The organism is Mumia sp. zg.B21 (assembly GCF_019550855.1).
Lineage (GTDB): Bacteria > Actinomycetota > Actinomycetes > Propionibacteriales > Nocardioidaceae > Mumia.
On record NZ_JAHWCJ010000002.1, the window covers coordinates 89,290 to 105,345 of the forward strand.

Sequence of the window (16,056 nt, forward strand, 5' to 3'; positions counted from 1 at the left end):
CACCCCGCACCCCGCTCGCGGGTCACTCGCTTTGGCTCGCGGGTCACTCTCCTCGGCCCGCGGGTCACTCTCCCGGTCGAGGGCGACCCGCGAGTCCCAGAGAGTGACCCGCGAGTCCCAGAGGGTGACCCGCGGGTGGTCGGGTCAGATGAGGTCGTGGCGTACGGCCCAGACGACGGCCTCGATCGGTGTCGAGACCTCGAGCGCCGAGCACACCCGTGCGCAGACGGCGCCGTACGGTCCGCTCCGACAGGAGGAGGCGACGGCCGACCGCCTCGACCGTGAGCCCTTTCGCGACGAGAGCGAGCAGGACGAGGTCGTCACGGTCGAGCCGACCCTGGCCGTGCCGTGTCACCGTTCCCCCGTCCCCCCGCACGTTGTGGTTACCCCCTGGGGATCAGCCGTAGGAGCTGGGTGACGTGCGACGGCTGCAGCTCGTCGACGCTGCTGACTCCCAGCAGGCGCATGGTGCGCTCGAGCTGGGTGGAGAGGATCTCGATCGCGCGGTCGACACCGGCCCGTCCACCGGCCATCAACCCGTACAGGTAGGCGCGTCCGATGAGCGTGAAGTCGGCCCCCAGGGCGAGCGCCGCGACGATGTCGGCGCCGGACATGATGCCGGTGTCGAGGTGGATCTCGGTCGTGCCCTTGACCTCGCGGGCGACGTCCGGCAGCAGGTGGAACGGGATGGGCGCTCGGTCGAGCTGACGGCCACCGTGGTTGGAGAGCACGATCGCATCGACACCCATCTCGGCGAGACGCGAGGCGTCCTCGACGCTCTGCACCCCCTTGACGACGAGCTTGCCCGGCCACTGCTCCTTGATCCACGCGAGGTCCTCGTAGTCGACCGTCGGGTCGAACATCGTGTCGAGGAGCTCGGCGACCGTGCCCGACCAGCGGTCGAGCGAGGCGAACGCCAGGGGCTCGGTCGTGAGGAAGTTGATCCACCAGGCCGGCCGCGGGATCGCGTTGACCACTGTCCGCGGCGTGAGCGTGGGCGGGATCGTCATGCCGTTGCGGGTGTCGCGGAGCCGCGCGCCGGCCACCGGGACGTCGACGGTCACGACGAGCGCCTCGAACCCCGCCGCGGCGGCGCGCTCGACCAGCGCCATCGACCGCTCGCGGTCCTTCCACATGTAGAGCTGGAACCAGTTGCGCCCTGCCGGGTTGGCTGCCCGTACGTCCTCGATCGAGGCAGTGCCCATCGTCGACAGCGCGAACGGGATGCCGGCCGCTCCCGCCGCGCCCGCCCCGGCGTACTCGCCCTCGGTCTGCATCATGCGGGTGAAGCCGGTCGGCGCGATCCCGAACGGCAGCGCCGACGTGGCGCCGAGGACCTGGCACGAGGTGTCGACCTTGGAGACGTCGCGGAGGATCCGAGGGTGGAACGTCACGTCCTGGAACGCCTGACGCGCTCGGGCCAGCGACAGCTCCTCCTCAGCGGCTCCGTCGGTGTAGTCGAACGCCGGGCGTGGGGTCCGCCGCTTCGCGATCGTACGGAGATCGTCGATCGTGAGGGCCGACGCGAGCCGACGCTCGCGCGGGCTGAGGACCGGCTTCTTGAACTTCAGCAGCGGTCCGAGATCGCGGGGGTGGGGTACGCGTCGATCCATCAGGAGACCTTTCCGAGCGGGCGAGGAAGATAGTGCTGCTGGTCCAGCGTGCTCCCGACGAGAGCGCGGAGCGCGTCCAGGTCGCCGGACAAGGCGCCGAGCGTCCGGCCCTGCACGAGCGCGTTGCCGAGCGCGGTGGCCTCCACCGGTCCGGCGAGCACCTCGAGCCCCGATCGGTCGGCGGTGAGCTGGCACAGCAGCCCGTTGAGCGCGCCACCACCGACGATCTGGATCCGGCGGACCCGGCGACCCGCGAGCTCCGCGGCGCGGCGGAGCGTGGTCGCGAACGCCTCGGCGAGGCTCTCGAGGATCGCGCGTGTCGTCTCCGGGCGACCGGTCGGCGGCCGCAGGCCGTGCTCTGCGGCGTACGCGCGGATCCGCGCCGGGACGTCGCCCGGCGGGAGGAAGCGCGGGTCGTCGACGTCGAAGAGCAGCGGTGTCTCGACCTCGGCGGCGGCAGCCAGCAGGGACGCCAGCTCGACCGGTCGCCCGTCCTCGCGCTCCCACGTGCGTACGGACTCGCTCAGCAGCCACAGACCCATCACGTTGTGGAGGAACCGGACGCGCCCGTCGACGCCCCCCTCGTTCGTGAAGCCTGCCTGCCGTGCCGCGTCGTCGAGGACAGGTCGCTCGAGCTCGAGCCCGGCCAGCCCCCAGGTGCCGCACGACACGTACGCGTCGTCCGGCCCCAGCACCGTGCCGGCGACCGCCGAGGCCGTGTCGTGCGAGCCCACCGTGGTGACGGTCAGGTCGTGCCCGCCGAGCTCCGCCGCGATGTGCGGCAGCAGCCCTCCGAGCGTGGTCCCCGGGGCGACCAGCGGCGCCAGGAGGTCCGGCGCGATGCCGAGCGTCTTGGCGAGGTCGGTGTCCCAGGTGCCGGTCGTCACGTCGAGCAGGCCCGTGGTCGAGGCGTTGGTGAGCTCGGTCCCGACGTGGCCGCTCAGCCAGTGCCCGATGAGGTCCGGCACCATCAGCATCGTGTCGGCGTGCTCCAGGTGGGTGCCGTCGGCGACGAGCTGGAAGACCGTGTTGAACGGCAGGTGCTGCAGCCCGTTGCGCGCATAGAGGGCAGCGGGCGCCACAGTCGCGTGCACGGACTCCACGGCGGCCGCGGTGCGGCTGTCGCGGTAGTGGAACGGCGTCGAGACCATCCGCCCGTCCCGCAGCAGGGCGTAGTCGACCGCCCAGCTGTCGACCGCCACGCCGGCGAGGCCGGGCGTGGAGCGTACGGCGAGCCGCAGGCCGTCGACGACCTCGCGGAAGAGCCCGACGACGTCCCAGTGCAGACCGTCGGGCAGCCGCACCGGTGCGTTCGCGAACCGGTGCACGACCTCCAGCCGCGCACCGTCCGGGCCGACCTCGGCCACCACCACGCGTCCGCTGGTGGCGCCGAGGTCGACCGAGGCGACGTGGACAGGCTCAGACATGCACCGGCCTCAGCGCAGGAACGCGGCGGCGACGCCGGCGTCCACGGGGATGTGCAGCCCGGTCGTGTGGCTCAGCTCGGCGCTGCAGAGGACGAACACCGCGTTGGCGATGTTGGCAGGCAGCACCTCGCGCTTGAGGATGGTCCGCTGCGCGTAGAACTTGCCGAGGTCCTTCTCCTCCACGCCGTAGACCGCGGCGCGGTTCGCGCCCCAGCCGCTGGCGAAGATGCCCGAGCCCTGGACGACACCGTCGGGGTTCACGCCGTTGACCTTGATGCCATACGCGCCGAGCTCGGCCGCGAGCAACCGGACCTGGTGCGCCTGGTCGGCCTTCGCCGCGCCGTACGCCACGTTGTTGGGGCCGGCGAAGATCGAGTTCTTCGAGGAGATGTAGACGATGTCGCCGCCCATCTCCTGCTCGATCATCACCTTCGCCGTGGCCTTCGAGACGAGGAACGACCCCTTGGCCATGACGTCGTGCTGGAGGTCCCAGTCCTTCTCGGTGGTCTCCAGCAGCGAGCGCGAGAGCGAGAGGCCGGCGTTGTTGACGACGAGGTCGACACCGCCGAACGCGAGCACCGCCGCGTCCACGGCTGCCTGGACGGCGTCGGCGTCGGAGACGTCGACCTGGACGCCGACCGCGACGTCGGTGCTCCCGAGCTCGGCCGCAGCCTCCTGGGCCTTCTCCAGATCGAGGTCGGCGATGACGACGCAGGCGCCCTCGGCGGCGAGCTTCTCCGCGGTGGCCCTGCCGATGCCGGACGCAGCGCCGGTGACGAGCGCGACGCGGGTGGCCAGCGGCTTGGGCTTCGGCATCCGCTGGAGCTTGGCCTCCTCCAGCGCCCAGTACTCGATGCGGAACTTCTCCGACTCGTCGATCGGCGCGTATGTCGAGAGCCCCTCGGCGCCGCGCATCACGTTGATCGCGTTGACGTAGAACTCACCGGCGACGCGGGCGGTCTGCTTGTCCTTGCCGAAGCTGAACATGCCGACACCCGGGACCAGCACGATGAGCGGATCGGCACCACGGATCGCGGGGCTGTCCGACGTCGCGTGCCGGTCGTAGTACGCCTGGTAGTCCTCGCGGTAGGACCCCGCGAGCTCCTTCAGGCGGGCGATCGAGTCCTCGACCGACGCGTCCGCGGGGAGGTCGAGCACGAGCGGCTTGACCTTCGTACGGAGGAAGTGGTCGGGGCACGAGGTGCCGAGCTCGGCGAGCCGCGGGTGCTCGGCGTGCGAGAGGAAGTCGAGCACCACGTCGGAGTCGGTGAAGTGGCCGACCATCGGGCGGTCCTGGCTCGCGATCCCGCGGATCGTCGGCGCGAGCGCGGCAGCCTTGGCGCGCCGCTCGTCCTCCGGCAGCGCGGTGTACCCGTCGAGGGCGGGGCCGAACGGCTCGGGCTTGCTGTGCTCCTCGATGTAGGCCGCCGCGGTGCGGATGATCCACAGCGAGTTCTGCTCGGCCTCCTCGGAGGTGTCGCCCCACGCCGTGATGCCGTGCCCGCCGAGGACGCAGCCGATCGCCTGCGGGTTCTTGGCCTTGATCTCGGCGATGTCGAGCCCGAGCTGGAAGCCGGGACGACGCCACGGGACCCAGACGACCTTGTCGCCGAAGATCTTGCCGGTCAGCTCCTCGCCGTCGGCGGCGGTCGCGACCGCGATCCCGGAGTCGGGGTGCAGGTGGTCGACGTGCGCCGCGTCGACGAGCCCGTGCATCGCGGTGTCGATCGACGGAGCGGCACCACCCTTGCCGTGGAGGCAGTAGTCGAACGCCGCGACCATCTCGTCCTCGCGCTCGACGCCCGGGTAGACGTCGACGAGCGCACGCATGCGGTCCAGGCGCAGGACGGCGAGGCCGGACTCCTTGAGCGTGCCGAGGTCGCCTCCCGAGCCCTTGACCCACAGGAGCTCGACGGCCTCGCCGGTGACCGGGTCGGTGTCGGTGCCCTTGGCAGACGTGTTGCCACCGGCGTAGTTGGTGTTGCGCGGATCGGCGCCGAGGCGGTTCGAGCGCTCGATGAGCGCCTTCGCGGTCTCGTTGGCGGCGTTCGCCGTGGTGTTGTCGGACATCGTGCTCATCAGCTCCATCCGGCCTGGGTCCCGCCGACCCGATCGGCCTCGATCTGTTCCTGGTAGCCACTGGCGAGGTAGGCCTGCATCGGGTTGGACGGCAGGCCCTGCGTCTCGCGCCATGCGGCGAGGTCGGTACGTACGTCGGTGTAGAAGGCGTCCATGAAGATCTCGTTGGCAAGGAGGACGTCACCGTCAGCCTGGGCCGCGGTCAGCGCCGCGGTGTCGACGAGCAGCGCACGCGCGGTCATCTCCTGCACGTTGAGCACCGAGCGGATCTGCCCGGGGATCTTCTTCTCGATGTTGTGGCACTGGTCGAGCATGAACGCGACGTCGCCGTCCTTGCCGTACCCGCCGCCACGGACGACCTCGAACAGGATCCGGAAGAGCTGGTACGGGTCCGCCGCGCCCACGATGAGGTCGTCGTCGGCGTAGAAGCGCGAGTTGAAGTCGAACGAGCCGAGCTTCCCGAGGCGCAGCAGCTGGGCGACGATGAACTCGATGTTGGTGCCGGGGGCGTGGTGGCCGGTGTCGAGGCAGACGACCGCGTTGTCCCCGAGGGCGGCGACCTGCGTGTACGCCGTGCCCCAGTCCGGCACGTCGGTGTGGTAGAAGGACGGCTCGAAGAACTTGTACTCGAGCACGAGACGCTGGTCGGCGGACAGGCGCTCATAGATCGTGGCGAGCGACTCCGCGAGGCGGTCCTGCCGTCCGCGCATGTCCGCCTGGCCGGGGTAGTTGCTGCCCTCGGCGAGCCAGATCTTGAGGTCGCGCGAGCCGGTCGCGTCCATCACGTCGATGCACTCGAAGTGGTGGTCGATCGCCTTCTGGCGGATCTTCGGATCGGTGTGGGTCAGGGCGCCGAGCTTGTAGTCGTCGTCCTGGAACGTGTTGCTGTTGATGGTGCCCAGGCCGATGCCCTGGTCCTCGGCGAAGCGGCGCAGCGCCGCGTAGTCGTCGGTCTGGTCCCACGGGATGTGGAGCGCGACGCGCGGGGCGAGGCCGGTGAAGCGGTGGACCGCGGCCGCGTCGGCGATCTTCTCCTCGACCGTACGAGGTGTGCCGGGCGAGCCGAAGACCTTGAAGCGCGTGCCGGAGTTGCCGTAGGCCCAGGAGGGAACCTCGATCTCCTGCTCGGTGAGCCGCGACGCGATGTCGGCGAAGTTCGTCATGTCAGTTGCTCTCTCCTCGCGCACGGGTCTCGCGCGCGGTCGTCTGTGCCGTCGAAGTCTCGGTCGCCTGGTGGGCAGCCAGCTGGTCCTCGAGGTGGAAGATCTCCTCCAGCTCGAGGAAGCCTTCGTCAGGTGCTCCGTCGAGGTCCTCGAAGAGCTCGGCCATCTCGGCCTGCCACCGCCGGTTGACGTCGGTGGCCGCCATCTGGGCGCGGGCCCGCTCGAGCGACTCGGTCTCGAGGTAGCCGATCAGGAGCCCGTCGGGGCGGAGGAACAGCGAGTAGTTGTGCCAGCCGGCGGCGTCCAGGGCCTCCAACATCTCTGGCCACACCGCGGCGTGGCGCCGGCGGTACTCGTCGATCCGGTCCTGCCGGACCTGAAGCTGGAAGCACACGCGGCGCATCGTTCCTCCGGAAGTGTTCGGGAGTGGTTCCCGGTCACCCCTGGCCGCAGGGGCGACCGGGAACCACGTCGTGGTGCCGGGCGGGTGGCCCGGCGAGCTCAGACCTCCTGGTCAGAGGTGCTGTGCTCGGGCGTACGACTCGTCCGAGACGTCAGGTCTCAGAACTGGAAGTCGTCGATGTTGTCCTTGTTGAACTCGAGCGGGTCGCCGAGGAGCACGACACCGTCGGCGCCGACGGTGTACTCGCCGAGCTTGCCCGCCTCGAACGTGTCACCCTCTTCGCCCTTGATGTCGCCGTCGACGAGCGCCTTGGCGGCGAAGGCGGTCAGGTAGCCGAGGTCCTCGGGGTTCCAGAGGGCGAAGGAGCCGACCGTGCCGTTCTTGACGTACTCGCGCATCTGGTCGGGCGTGCCCAGACCGGTGAGCTGGACCTTGCCCTTGTACTGCGAGTCCGAGAGGTAGCGCGCCGCTGCGGCGATGCCGACCGTGGTGGGCGAGACGATGCCCTTGAGGTCGGGGTGCTTCTGCAGGAGTGCGGCGGTCTTGTCGAACGACGTCTGGTCGTCGTCGTCGCCGTAGACCGTCTCGACGAGCTGGATCTTCGGGTGGTTCGCCTTGAGATCCTCCTCCATGAGCTTGATCCACTCGTTCTGGTTCGTCGCGTTCGCCGACGCCGAGAGGATCGCGATCTTGCCCTGGTCGCCGATGGCCTTGGCGATGAGCTCGACCTGCTTGGAGGCGATGCCCTTCGCATCCGCCTGGTTCACGAAGAGGTCGCGGTACTCCGGCTTGGTGTCGGAGTCGAAGGTGACGACCTTGGTGCCGGCGTCACGCGCCTCCTGGAGCGCGTCGCCGATGGCCTCGGGGTCGTTGGCCGAGATCGCGATGGCGCCGGTGCCCTGCTGGGTCAGCGTGTTGATGTAGCTGACCTGCGAGTCGGGGGTCGCCTCGGACGGGCCGACCTCCTTGAAGGTGCCCTCGAACTCCTCGACGGCAGCCTTGCCGCCCTTGGAGGACGTCTCGAAGTAGGGGTTGCCGAGGTTCTTGGGGAGGAAGGTGACCGAGACGTCGTCGCCGCCGCCTCCGCCGTTACCCTCGTCGTCGCTCCCGCCGCAGGCGGCGAGCACCAGGCTCATGCCCAGCACGGCGGCGACGGCCGGGACGAACCGCGCGAGGCCGCGTCGCCTCGTGGTCTGTGTGGTCATCGGTCTTCTCTCTCTCGATTGCTGACCGGCCCGTCCGGGTCGGCCTGGGGGGTGGTGCTGTTGGGCTCGGGGGCGCCACGACGTCGCCGGCTGCCGATCCAGCCGAGGACGCTGGAGCCCACGACGGAGACGACCAGCAGCAGGCCGGTGACGATGTTGATGACGTCGGCGGTCTGGTCGGCCAGGCGCAGTGCGCTGCCGATCGCCCCGATGAGGAGCACGCCGGCGATCACGCCGGGGAGTGCGCCACGTCCGCCGAAGATGGAGACGCCGCCGAGCAGCACGGCGGCGATGACCTGGAGCTCCATGCCGTTGGCGTTGTCGCCGCGGGCGCTGCCGTAGCGCAGCGTGTAGTAGATGCCTGCCATGGCCGACACGACACCGGTCAGCATGAACAGCACCAGCTTGGTGCGCTCGACCCGGATCCCGGAGAACCGGGCGGCGCCCTCGTTGAGGCCGATCGCGAAGATGCCGCGGCCGAAGGCGGTGAAGTGGAGCAGGACGATGAAGAGGACGGCCAGCACCGCGAACACGATCATGATCGACGGGATGTCTGACTCGCCGATCCGGCCGCGTGCCCAGTCGGTCCACGCCTCGGGGAAGTCGGTGACGGCGGTGGTGCCGAGCAGGCCCACCGCGATCCCGCGGTAGAGCGCGAGCGTGCCGATCGTGACGGCCAGCGACGGCAGCCCGACCACGGTGACGAGGAAGCCGTTGAACGCACCGCAGACGACCCCGACGAGCAGGGCGGCGACCGCCGCGAGGACGACGGGCGTGCCCTTGTCGTAGAGCACGCCGAACGACACGCTCGCGAGCGCCACGGTGCTGGCGACCGAGAGGTCGATCTCTCCGGTGATGATCACGAGCGTCATCGGGAGCGCGATCAGGAGGATCGGGGCGACGTCGAGGAGGAGGTACGTGATGGTGATCGGCCGGTCGAAGAACGGCACGGTCGCCGAGGCGTACAGGTAGACGACGACCAGGGCGGCCCAGACCGCGACGTCGCGGCTGAGCAGGACCCGCTGCCACAGCGGACGCTGATGGTCGCGGTAGGTCCGGTCGCGCGAGGGCGTGGAGGTGTCGGAGGGGTCGATCAGGCTGGTCATTCGGCGTCCCTCTCTGCCAGCAGCTTCTTGTGCTGTCGGTCCTTGAGGACCTTGTCCAGCACGATCGCGACGATGATGAGCAGGCCGACGACCGCGCGCTGCCAGAAGTCCTGGATGCCGAGGATCGGGAGACCGCGGTTGATCGTCATGAGGAGGTACGCGCCGACCGCCGCCCCGAGGACGGTGCCGCTGCCGCCGAAGATCGCGACGCCACCGATCACGGCGGCGCCGACCGCCTCGAACTCGATGCCGAGCCCGGCGCCGGAGCTGATGGTGCCGTAGCGCGCGACGTAGAGGACGGCCGCGAGCCCGGCCAGACCGCCGGAGACCGCGAAGGCGACGAGGGTGCGCTTGGTCTTGGGCAGCCCGTAGAGCGTGGCGGCCTCGGGGTCGGAGCCGAGGGCGTACATCTCGCGCCCGGCGCGCGAGCTGCGCATCAAGACGATGGCGACCCCGAGCACGGCGAACGAGATCCACGCGAGCGTCGGGATGCCGAGCACCGACGACGTACCGAACGTGAGCAGGTCGCGCGGGATGTCGGAGGCGTTGATCCGGTCGGAGCCGGCCCACGACATCATGATGCCGCGATAGACGTAGAGCGTGCCGAGCGTGATCACCAGCGCCGGCACCTTGGCGAACGCGACGAGTGCGCCGTTGATCAGGCCGAGCACGACGCCGAGCAGGATCGCGAGCAGCAGCACGACGATGATCGGCAGCCCTGTGTCGACGAAGAGCCGGCCGGTCGCGTAGGCGACCAGACCGAGGATCGACCCGACCGACAGGTCCACGTTGCGGGTGATGATGACGATCGCCTGGCCGACGGCGAGCACCACGAGGATCGACGGCGTCAGGAAGAGGTCGCGCCAGCCGTCCTTGCTGAAGAGGAACGACGGGTTGATCGCGGTGGTCACGGCCAGGACCACGAGGAAGGCCAGGACGATGCCGGTCTCGCGCGCCTGGAGGACCTTGCGGACCCGGGCGCCGACGCTCGGGGGCGGCGGGGGCGCCGGCGTCGTCGCGGTCGTGGCTGCGGTGCTCATGCGGAGGCTCCCTCGGTGTTGGTCGCCGCGAACATCACGGCCTCGGGGGTCGCCTGCTCACGGCTCAGCTCGGCCGTGATCCGGCCCTCGTGCACGACGACGACCCGGTCGGCCATCCCGAGCACCTCGGGCAGCTCCGACGAGATCATGACGATGCCCATGCCCTCGCCGGCGAGGGCAGACAGGAGCCGGTGCACCTCGGCCTTGGTGCCGACGTCGATGCCGCGGGTCGGCTCGTCGACGATCAGCACGTCGGGTGCGGTGCTGAGCCACTTGGCGAGCACGACCTTCTGCTGGTTGCCGCCGCTGAGGGTGCCGGCGAGAGCGTCGAGCGTCGCCGCCTTGACCTCCAGGCGCGCGGCCCAGTCACGGGCTGTCGCGTTCTCGGCTCCGGACGACAGGATGCCGGCGCGCGAGAGGCGACGGCGGATCGCCATGGTGATGTTGCGGGCGATCGAGGCGTCGAGGACGAGGCCGTGCTTGCGCCGGTCCTCCGGGACCAGGGCGAGCCCGAGGCGGATGGCGGCCGCGGGATCCCCGGCAGGGACGGCCTTGCCGGCCACCCTGACCGTGCCCGAGTCGTACGGGTCGACCCCGAACGCCGCCTGCATGATCTCGCTCCGGCCGGCGCCGACGAGACCAGCGAGCCCGACGATCTCGCCCCGCCGGACCTGGAGGTCGACGTCGTGGAACACACCGGCACGGGTGAGGCCCTCGATCTCGAGGACGACGTCGCCGATCTGCGCGACCTGCTTGGGATAGAGGTCCTCGACGTCGCGCCCGACGAGTCGGCGCACGATGTCGTCGACGGTGACGTCGGCGACCGCGTCGGTCGAGACGTACGAGCCGTCGCGCATCACGGTGATCGTGTCGCAGAGGCTGAAGACCTCGTCGAAGCGGTGGGAGATGAAGACCAGTGCGCGGCCCTCGTCGCGCAGCGCGCGGGCGATCGTCATCAGGCGGTCGACCTCGATGCCGCTCAGTGCGGCGGTCGGCTCGTCCATGATGAGGACGCGGGCGTCGAGGGAGATGGCCTTCGCGATCTCGATGATCTGCTGGTCCGCGATGGACAGGCCGTCAGCGGGGCGCTCCGGGTCGATGGCGACGCCGAGACGGGCGAACAACGCGCGCGCCTCGGTGTCCATGGCCTTGCGGTCGATGCTGCCGAACCGCGACCGCGGCTGGCGCCCCATGAAGATGTTCTCGGTGACGCTGAGGTCGGGGAACAGCGTCGGCTCCTGGTAGATCACCGCGATGCCGGCGTCCTTGGCGTCGGCGGTGGTCCGGAAGTCGACCGGCTCGCCGAACAGCTCGTACGATCCGGAGTCCGGCCGATAGAGGCCCGCGATGATCTTGACCATCGTCGACTTGCCTGCGCCGTTCTCGCCGACCAGCGCGTGGATGGACCCGGTGGTGACGGTCAGGCTGCCTGCACGCAGGGCGACCACCTGCCCGAACCTCTTCGAGACGTCGCTCAGGGCGAGCGCGACCGTCCCGGTGGCGGCTGTGGCCATCGACTTCCTCACCGACTTCCGTACGCACCGAGGGGTAGCGCGTTTGAATCGTTTCAATTAACGTGGCGTTCACAAGGTATATGAGGCGACTCACAAGGGTCAAGGGAACCCCTTGAAACGATTCAGTGGCAGACTTCACGCACCGTCCGCCATGCGACAGACCTAGATACAGGAGATGCCGGTGGCAAAGCCCCCGTCGACACCGACCCCGGCAGCCAGCCTCCGTGACGTCGCTGCGCTCGCAGGCGTCTCCGTCGGCACGGTCTCCAACGTGCTCAACCACCCTGCCAAGGTGTCGGAGCAGACCGCGGAGCGGGTCTTCGCGGCGATCCGCGACCTCGGGTTCGTCCGCAACGAGGCGGCCCGTCAGCTCCGTCAGGGACACAGCCGGTCGATCGGGCTCATCGTGCTCGACATCCGCAACCCCTTCTTCACCGACGTCGCCCAGGGTGTCGAGGACGAGGCGACCGCGCGGTCGCGCAGCGTCCTGCTCGCCAACTGCGCGGAGGACGCCGCCCGGGAGAGTGCCTATCTCGACCTCTTCGAGGAGCAGCGTGTCGACGGCCTGCTCATCTCACCGGTCGGTGACGTCCTCGACCGCCTCGACCGCCTCCGCTCACGCGGCATGGCGGTGATCCTCCTGGACCGGCTCGCGTCGACGGAGTCGTACAGCTCAGTCTCGGTCGACGACGAGCGCGGTGGTCGACTCGCGGTCGAGCACCTGCTCGAGACCGGGCGGCGACGCATCACCTTCGTCGGTGCCTCCACCGACATCGAGCAGGTCCGCGACCGCCTCGCCGGTGGACGGCGAGCGGTCGAGGGTGTCGGCAACGCCTCGCTGGACTACCGCGAGATCACAGGGATGCACGTCGCCCCGGCACTGGCCGAGGGCGAGCGGATCGTCGCGCTGCCGGCCGACGAGCGTCCTGACGCGGTGTTCGCGGCCAACGACCTGATCGCGATGGGGATGCTCCAGGCCTTCACCCGGGGTGGGCTGAGGACGCCCGACGACATCGCGCTGATCGGCTACGACGACATCGACTACGCCGCCTCGGCAGCCATCCCGCTGTCCTCGGTGCGCCAGCCCTCACGCGAGATGGGCCGGCGCGCCGCCGAGCTGCTCCTCGCCGAGATCGAGGCCGGCGGCAGCGGTGAGCGCCAGCACATCGTCTTCGCCCCGGAGCTGGTGGCCCGCGCGTCGACCCTCGGCTGACCGCCCCGCGCCTCGCCCCGTACGCGATTTGTGCACCTCCTCAAGGAATCGGCACCCGGATTCCTTGACCAACTGCACAAATCGGGGACGGGAGGGACGGGGACGGGAGGGACGCTCGGGGACGGGAGGGGGTCAGCCGGCCGCGTCGTACGGGAGGCGGACCGTGAAGCGGGTGCTGCCGGGCTCCGACTCCACCGTCAGGTCACCATGGTGCTTCCTGACCACGATCCGCCAGGAGATGTCGAGCCCCAGTCCCGTCCCTTCACCGACGGCCTTGGTCGTGAAGAACGGCTCGAAGATCCGCTCCTGGTTCCCCGGCGTGATCCCCGGACCGGTGTCCGCGACCTCCACCTCGCACCAGTCCTCTACGCGACGCGTGGTGAGAGTCAGGGTCCCGTCTCCCGCCATCGCCTGTGCCGCGTTCACGATCAAGTTGGTCCAGACCTGGTTCATCTCCGCCGCGAACATCGGGACGGGTGCGATGCTGCGGTCGTAGTGCTTGACCACGGTGATGCCGCGCAGCTTCATCTGCAGCATCAGCAGGGTCGCGTCGAGCAGCTCGTGGACGTCGGTGCGGACGAACGGGGCGCGGTCGAGCTGGGAGTACTGCTTCGCCGCGTTGACCAGGGTCGACACCCGGTTGGTCGCATCCTCGATCTCGGCGATCAGCTCCTCGGTCTCAAGCGTGTAGCCGAGCCAGCGCATCGCGCCGGCGAGCGCGCTGGGGTCCACCCGGGCCGCCGCGGCGTCGAGCCACCCCTCGTCGATGCCGCCCTGCACGAGCACCGGGGCGATCTCCCAACCGTTCTCGATCCCGTGGTCGTCGAGCCAGTCGGCGAGCCGGTCCTCCAGGTCGGAGGCCTCGAGGACACCGAGCACGTCCGCCGATACGGCGTCGGCGCGACGCGCCAGTGCGTCCTCCTGGAGCGCCATCAGCGCGGTGATCGTCTCGCGGTCGTGGGTGCCCTCGGCGATCATCGCGAGCTTGTGGCGCATCGCCGCGACCCGCTCGCGCAGTGTCGCGGTCGCGCGTACGGCCGCGGACGCGGGATTGTTGAGCTCGTGGGTGAGGCCGGCCGACAAGGACCCCAGAGCCAGCAGCCGCTCACGCTGCCCGACCGCCTCCTGGGTGTTGCGCGTCCCGAAGAAGAGGCCCTCGAGGAGGTGCACCGCCATCGGGAACCAGTCGGCCATCAGCTTGGCGAAGTCGGCGGCGTCCAGGACGAAGAACCGCGACGGCTCCAGCACCTTGGTCGAGCCGGTGTACACCTGCGGAGCACGGTCCCCCAGGTACGCCGACCAGGCTCCTGTGTACACGCCGGCCTGGGCGGTCCGGGAGGTCTCGACGTCGTCACCGCCGACCGTGCGATAGAGGGCGATCTCCCCCTCCAGCATCACGTAGAAGCACGTCGCCGGATCGCCCTCGCGGATGAGCCATCCCGGCTTCGCGTGCTCCACCCGGCCGTGCTCGCACAGCCACGCCAGCTGCCAGTCCTCGAGGCGCTCGAACAGGAACATCCGGCGCAGCTCGGCGACGTCGCACGGCAACGGCTCGGGCGTGCTCACAGCTGCTCCAGGTAGCGGTGCACCAGCATCACGGCCATGGCTCCTTCTCCGACGGCGGAGGCGACTCTCTTCGCCGACTCCGCACGGACGTCTCCGGCGGCGAAGATTCCGGGCACGCTGCTCTCGAGGTGGTACGGCACCCGGTCGAGCGTCCACCCCGGTGGTCGCGCGCCGTCCTGCAGGAGGTCGGGGCCCGTCGGGACGAACCCGTGGCGGTCGCGCACGACCACACCGTCGAGCCACTCCGTCCGCGGCACGGCGCCGATGAAGACGAATGCCCATCCGCAGGGGACGGTGGTCGTACGTCCCGTGCTGCGGTCACGCAGCACCAGGCCCTCGAGGTGCCCGTCTCCGCATCCCCCCGCGACCTCGGTGGACGTCATCACCCGGATCCGGGGGTGCGCCTCGACCTGCTCCACGAGGTACGCCGACATCGACTGCGTCAACGTCGGCCCACGGACGAGGATGGTCACGCTGCGTGCCTCGCGGGCCAGCGCGATCGCGGCCTGGCCGGCGGAGTTCGCCCCGCCGACGACGTACACGTCCTGGCCGGCGCAGGCGGCCACATTGGTCAGCGCCGACCCGTAGTAGAGCCCTCGCCCAGTCATGTCGTCCAACAGGGGGCCGTCGAGCCGCCGGTAGGTGACTCCGCCGGCCAGGATGATCGTCTGCGCGTCGAGGGAGCTGCCGTCGGGGAAGCGGACGGTGCGTGCCGGCCCGTTGACCTCCAGCCCAACGGCGTCGCGGGTGGTGACGATCTCCGCACCGAACTTGAGCGCCTGACGCCGTGCGCGCTCGGCGAGCTGGGCGCCCGAGACACCGTCGGGGAAGCCGAGGTAGTTCTCGATCCGTGAGCTCTGCCCCGCCTGCCCTCCGGTGGCGGTGCGCTCGACGAGCACGGTTCTGAGTCCCTCAGACGCCCCGTAGAGCGCCGCGCTGAGACCGGCGGGCCCGCCGCCGACGACGATCAGGTCGTAGAAGTCGGACCGAGGCTGCGTCACCAACCCGACCCGGTCGGCGAGCTCGGCGTCGGTGGGGGCCACCAGCACGTCGCCGCCCGGCGTGACGACGACCGGGAGCTGCGGGTCGTCCAGAGTCGCGGCCGTGAAGAGCGCGTGTGCCTCGGCCGAGTCGGAGGCGAACCACCGGTACGGCACCTGGTTGCGTGCCAGGAACTCGCGCACCTCCGACGAGCGTGCCGACCAGCGGTGCCCGACCAGCTTCGTCTCGCCCACCGGGTGGCGATCGGTGCGGGACCAGGCGTCGAGCTGGTCGTCGATCACCGGGTAGAGCTTCTCGTCCGGGGGGTCCCAAGGCTTGAGCAGGTAGTAGTCCAGGTCGACGAGGTTGATCGCGTCGATCGCCGCCTCGGTGTCGGCATAGGCGGTGACGAGCACGCGGCGTGCGGCGGGGAACAGGTCGATCGCCTTCTCGAGGAACTCGATGCCCGTCATCTGGGGCATCCGGTGGTCGGCCAGGAGGACCGCCACCTCCTCGCCACGGAGCTTGAGCTCACGCAGCGCCTCGAGAGCCTGCTCCCCGGACTCGGCGCGCACGATCCGGTGGGTGGCGCCGTAACGGCGCCGTAGGTCTCGCGCGATCGAGCGTGACACCGCCGGATCGTCGTCCACGGTGAGGAGGGCGACACGGTGCTCCACGCGCCCGGGGGAGGTCGTTGCCGTCATGTCGGTCCTTCGCGGTGGTGGCCGAGGTCCCCATCGTCGCGC

General features: G+C 70.1%; 12 protein-coding genes. 1 reads left to right on the forward strand and 11 read right to left on the reverse strand.

Annotation, left to right across the window (positions count from 1 at the left end; all coding sequences use genetic code 11):
* Positions 1–383: 383 nt before the first annotated feature.
* The 9 genes from KV100_RS09130 to KV100_RS09170 form a co-directional block, all read right to left on the reverse strand.
* Positions 384–1,613, reverse strand: coding sequence for an alpha-hydroxy acid oxidase (locus KV100_RS09130; protein WP_220342649.1), 1,230 nt, complete (start codon positions 1,611–1,613; stop codon positions 384–386).
* Positions 1,613–3,040 carry a rhamnulokinase family protein gene (locus KV100_RS09135; RefSeq protein WP_220342650.1) on the reverse strand — a complete coding sequence of 476 codons (1,428 nt, stop codon included), beginning with the start codon at positions 3,038–3,040 and terminating at the stop codon, positions 1,613–1,615. The genes KV100_RS09130 and KV100_RS09135 overlap by 1 nt, the downstream gene beginning before the upstream one ends.
* A 9-nt stretch (positions 3,041–3,049) precedes the next feature.
* Positions 3,050–5,119, reverse strand: a complete 2,070-nt coding sequence (locus KV100_RS09140) for a bifunctional aldolase/short-chain dehydrogenase (protein WP_255566105.1) — start codon at positions 5,117–5,119, stop codon at positions 3,050–3,052.
* A complete protein-coding gene (rhaI, locus tag KV100_RS09145; protein WP_220342651.1) occupies positions 5,119–6,282 on the reverse strand; it encodes an L-rhamnose isomerase in 1,164 nt (387 codons plus the stop codon). The genes KV100_RS09140 and rhaI overlap by 1 nt, the downstream gene beginning before the upstream one ends.
* Position 6,283: 1 nt before the next feature.
* Entirely contained in the window at positions 6,284–6,676 is a 393-nt protein-coding gene (locus KV100_RS09150; RefSeq protein WP_301021956.1) for an L-rhamnose mutarotase, read from the reverse strand.
* 167 nt (positions 6,677–6,843) lie between these two features.
* Complete coding sequence (rhaS, locus tag KV100_RS09155; protein ID WP_220342653.1) at positions 6,844–7,890, reverse strand: rhamnose ABC transporter substrate-binding protein; 1,047 nt, start codon at positions 7,888–7,890, stop codon at positions 6,844–6,846.
* On the reverse strand, positions 7,887–8,996 hold the full coding sequence (locus KV100_RS09160) for an ABC transporter permease (RefSeq protein WP_220342654.1): 1,110 nt from the start codon (positions 8,994–8,996) through the stop codon (positions 7,887–7,889). The genes rhaS and KV100_RS09160 overlap by 4 nt, the downstream gene beginning before the upstream one ends.
* A complete protein-coding gene (locus KV100_RS09165) occupies positions 8,993–10,036 on the reverse strand; it encodes an ABC transporter permease (RefSeq protein WP_220342655.1) in 1,044 nt (347 codons plus the stop codon). The genes KV100_RS09160 and KV100_RS09165 overlap by 4 nt, the downstream gene beginning before the upstream one ends.
* A complete protein-coding gene (locus KV100_RS09170; RefSeq protein ID WP_220342656.1) occupies positions 10,033–11,550 on the reverse strand; it encodes a sugar ABC transporter ATP-binding protein in 1,518 nt (505 codons plus the stop codon). Before KV100_RS09170 ends, KV100_RS09165 begins: the two co-directional genes overlap by 4 nt.
* Before the next feature lie 181 nt (positions 11,551–11,731).
* Here KV100_RS09170 and KV100_RS09175 point away from each other — a divergent pair, with 181 nt between their 5' ends.
* A complete protein-coding gene (locus KV100_RS09175; RefSeq protein WP_301021954.1) occupies positions 11,732–12,763 on the forward strand; it encodes a LacI family DNA-binding transcriptional regulator in 1,032 nt (343 codons plus the stop codon).
* Positions 12,764–12,895: 132 nt separating this feature from the next.
* On the opposite strand, the gene KV100_RS09180 is transcribed toward KV100_RS09175, so the two are convergent.
* Both KV100_RS09180 and KV100_RS09185 read right to left on the reverse strand, forming a co-directional pair.
* Positions 12,896–14,329, reverse strand: a complete 1,434-nt coding sequence (locus KV100_RS09180) for an ATP-binding protein (protein ID WP_308291402.1) — start codon at positions 14,327–14,329, stop codon at positions 12,896–12,898.
* Entirely contained in the window at positions 14,326–16,014 is a 1,689-nt protein-coding gene (locus KV100_RS09185; RefSeq protein WP_220342658.1) for an FAD-dependent oxidoreductase, read from the reverse strand. Before KV100_RS09185 ends, KV100_RS09180 begins: the two co-directional genes overlap by 4 nt.
* Positions 16,015–16,056 lie beyond the last annotated feature (42 nt).

Coding starts and splice junctions, on each gene's coding strand:
- KV100_RS09165 (WP_220342655.1), bottom strand. CDS start 10,036: ATGAGCACCGCAGCCACGACCGCGACGACGCCGGCGCCCCCGCCGCCC.
- KV100_RS09130 (WP_220342649.1), bottom strand. CDS start 1,613: ATGGATCGACGCGTACCCCACCCCCGCGATCTCGGACCGCTGCTGAAG.
- rhaS (WP_220342653.1), bottom strand. CDS start 7,890: ATGACCACACAGACCACGAGGCGACGCGGCCTCGCGCGGTTCGTCCCG.
- rhaI (WP_220342651.1), bottom strand. CDS start 6,282: ATGACGAACTTCGCCGACATCGCGTCGCGGCTCACCGAGCAGGAGATC.
- KV100_RS09170 (WP_220342656.1), bottom strand. CDS start 11,550: ATGGCCACAGCCGCCACCGGGACGGTCGCGCTCGCCCTGAGCGACGTC.
- KV100_RS09140 (WP_255566105.1), bottom strand. CDS start 5,119: ATGAGCACGATGTCCGACAACACCACGGCGAACGCCGCCAACGAGACC.
- KV100_RS09160 (WP_220342654.1), bottom strand. CDS start 8,996: ATGACCAGCCTGATCGACCCCTCCGACACCTCCACGCCCTCGCGCGAC.
- KV100_RS09135 (WP_220342650.1), bottom strand. CDS start 3,040: ATGTCTGAGCCTGTCCACGTCGCCTCGGTCGACCTCGGCGCCACCAGC.
- KV100_RS09185 (WP_220342658.1), bottom strand. CDS start 16,014: ATGACGGCAACGACCTCCCCCGGGCGCGTGGAGCACCGTGTCGCCCTC.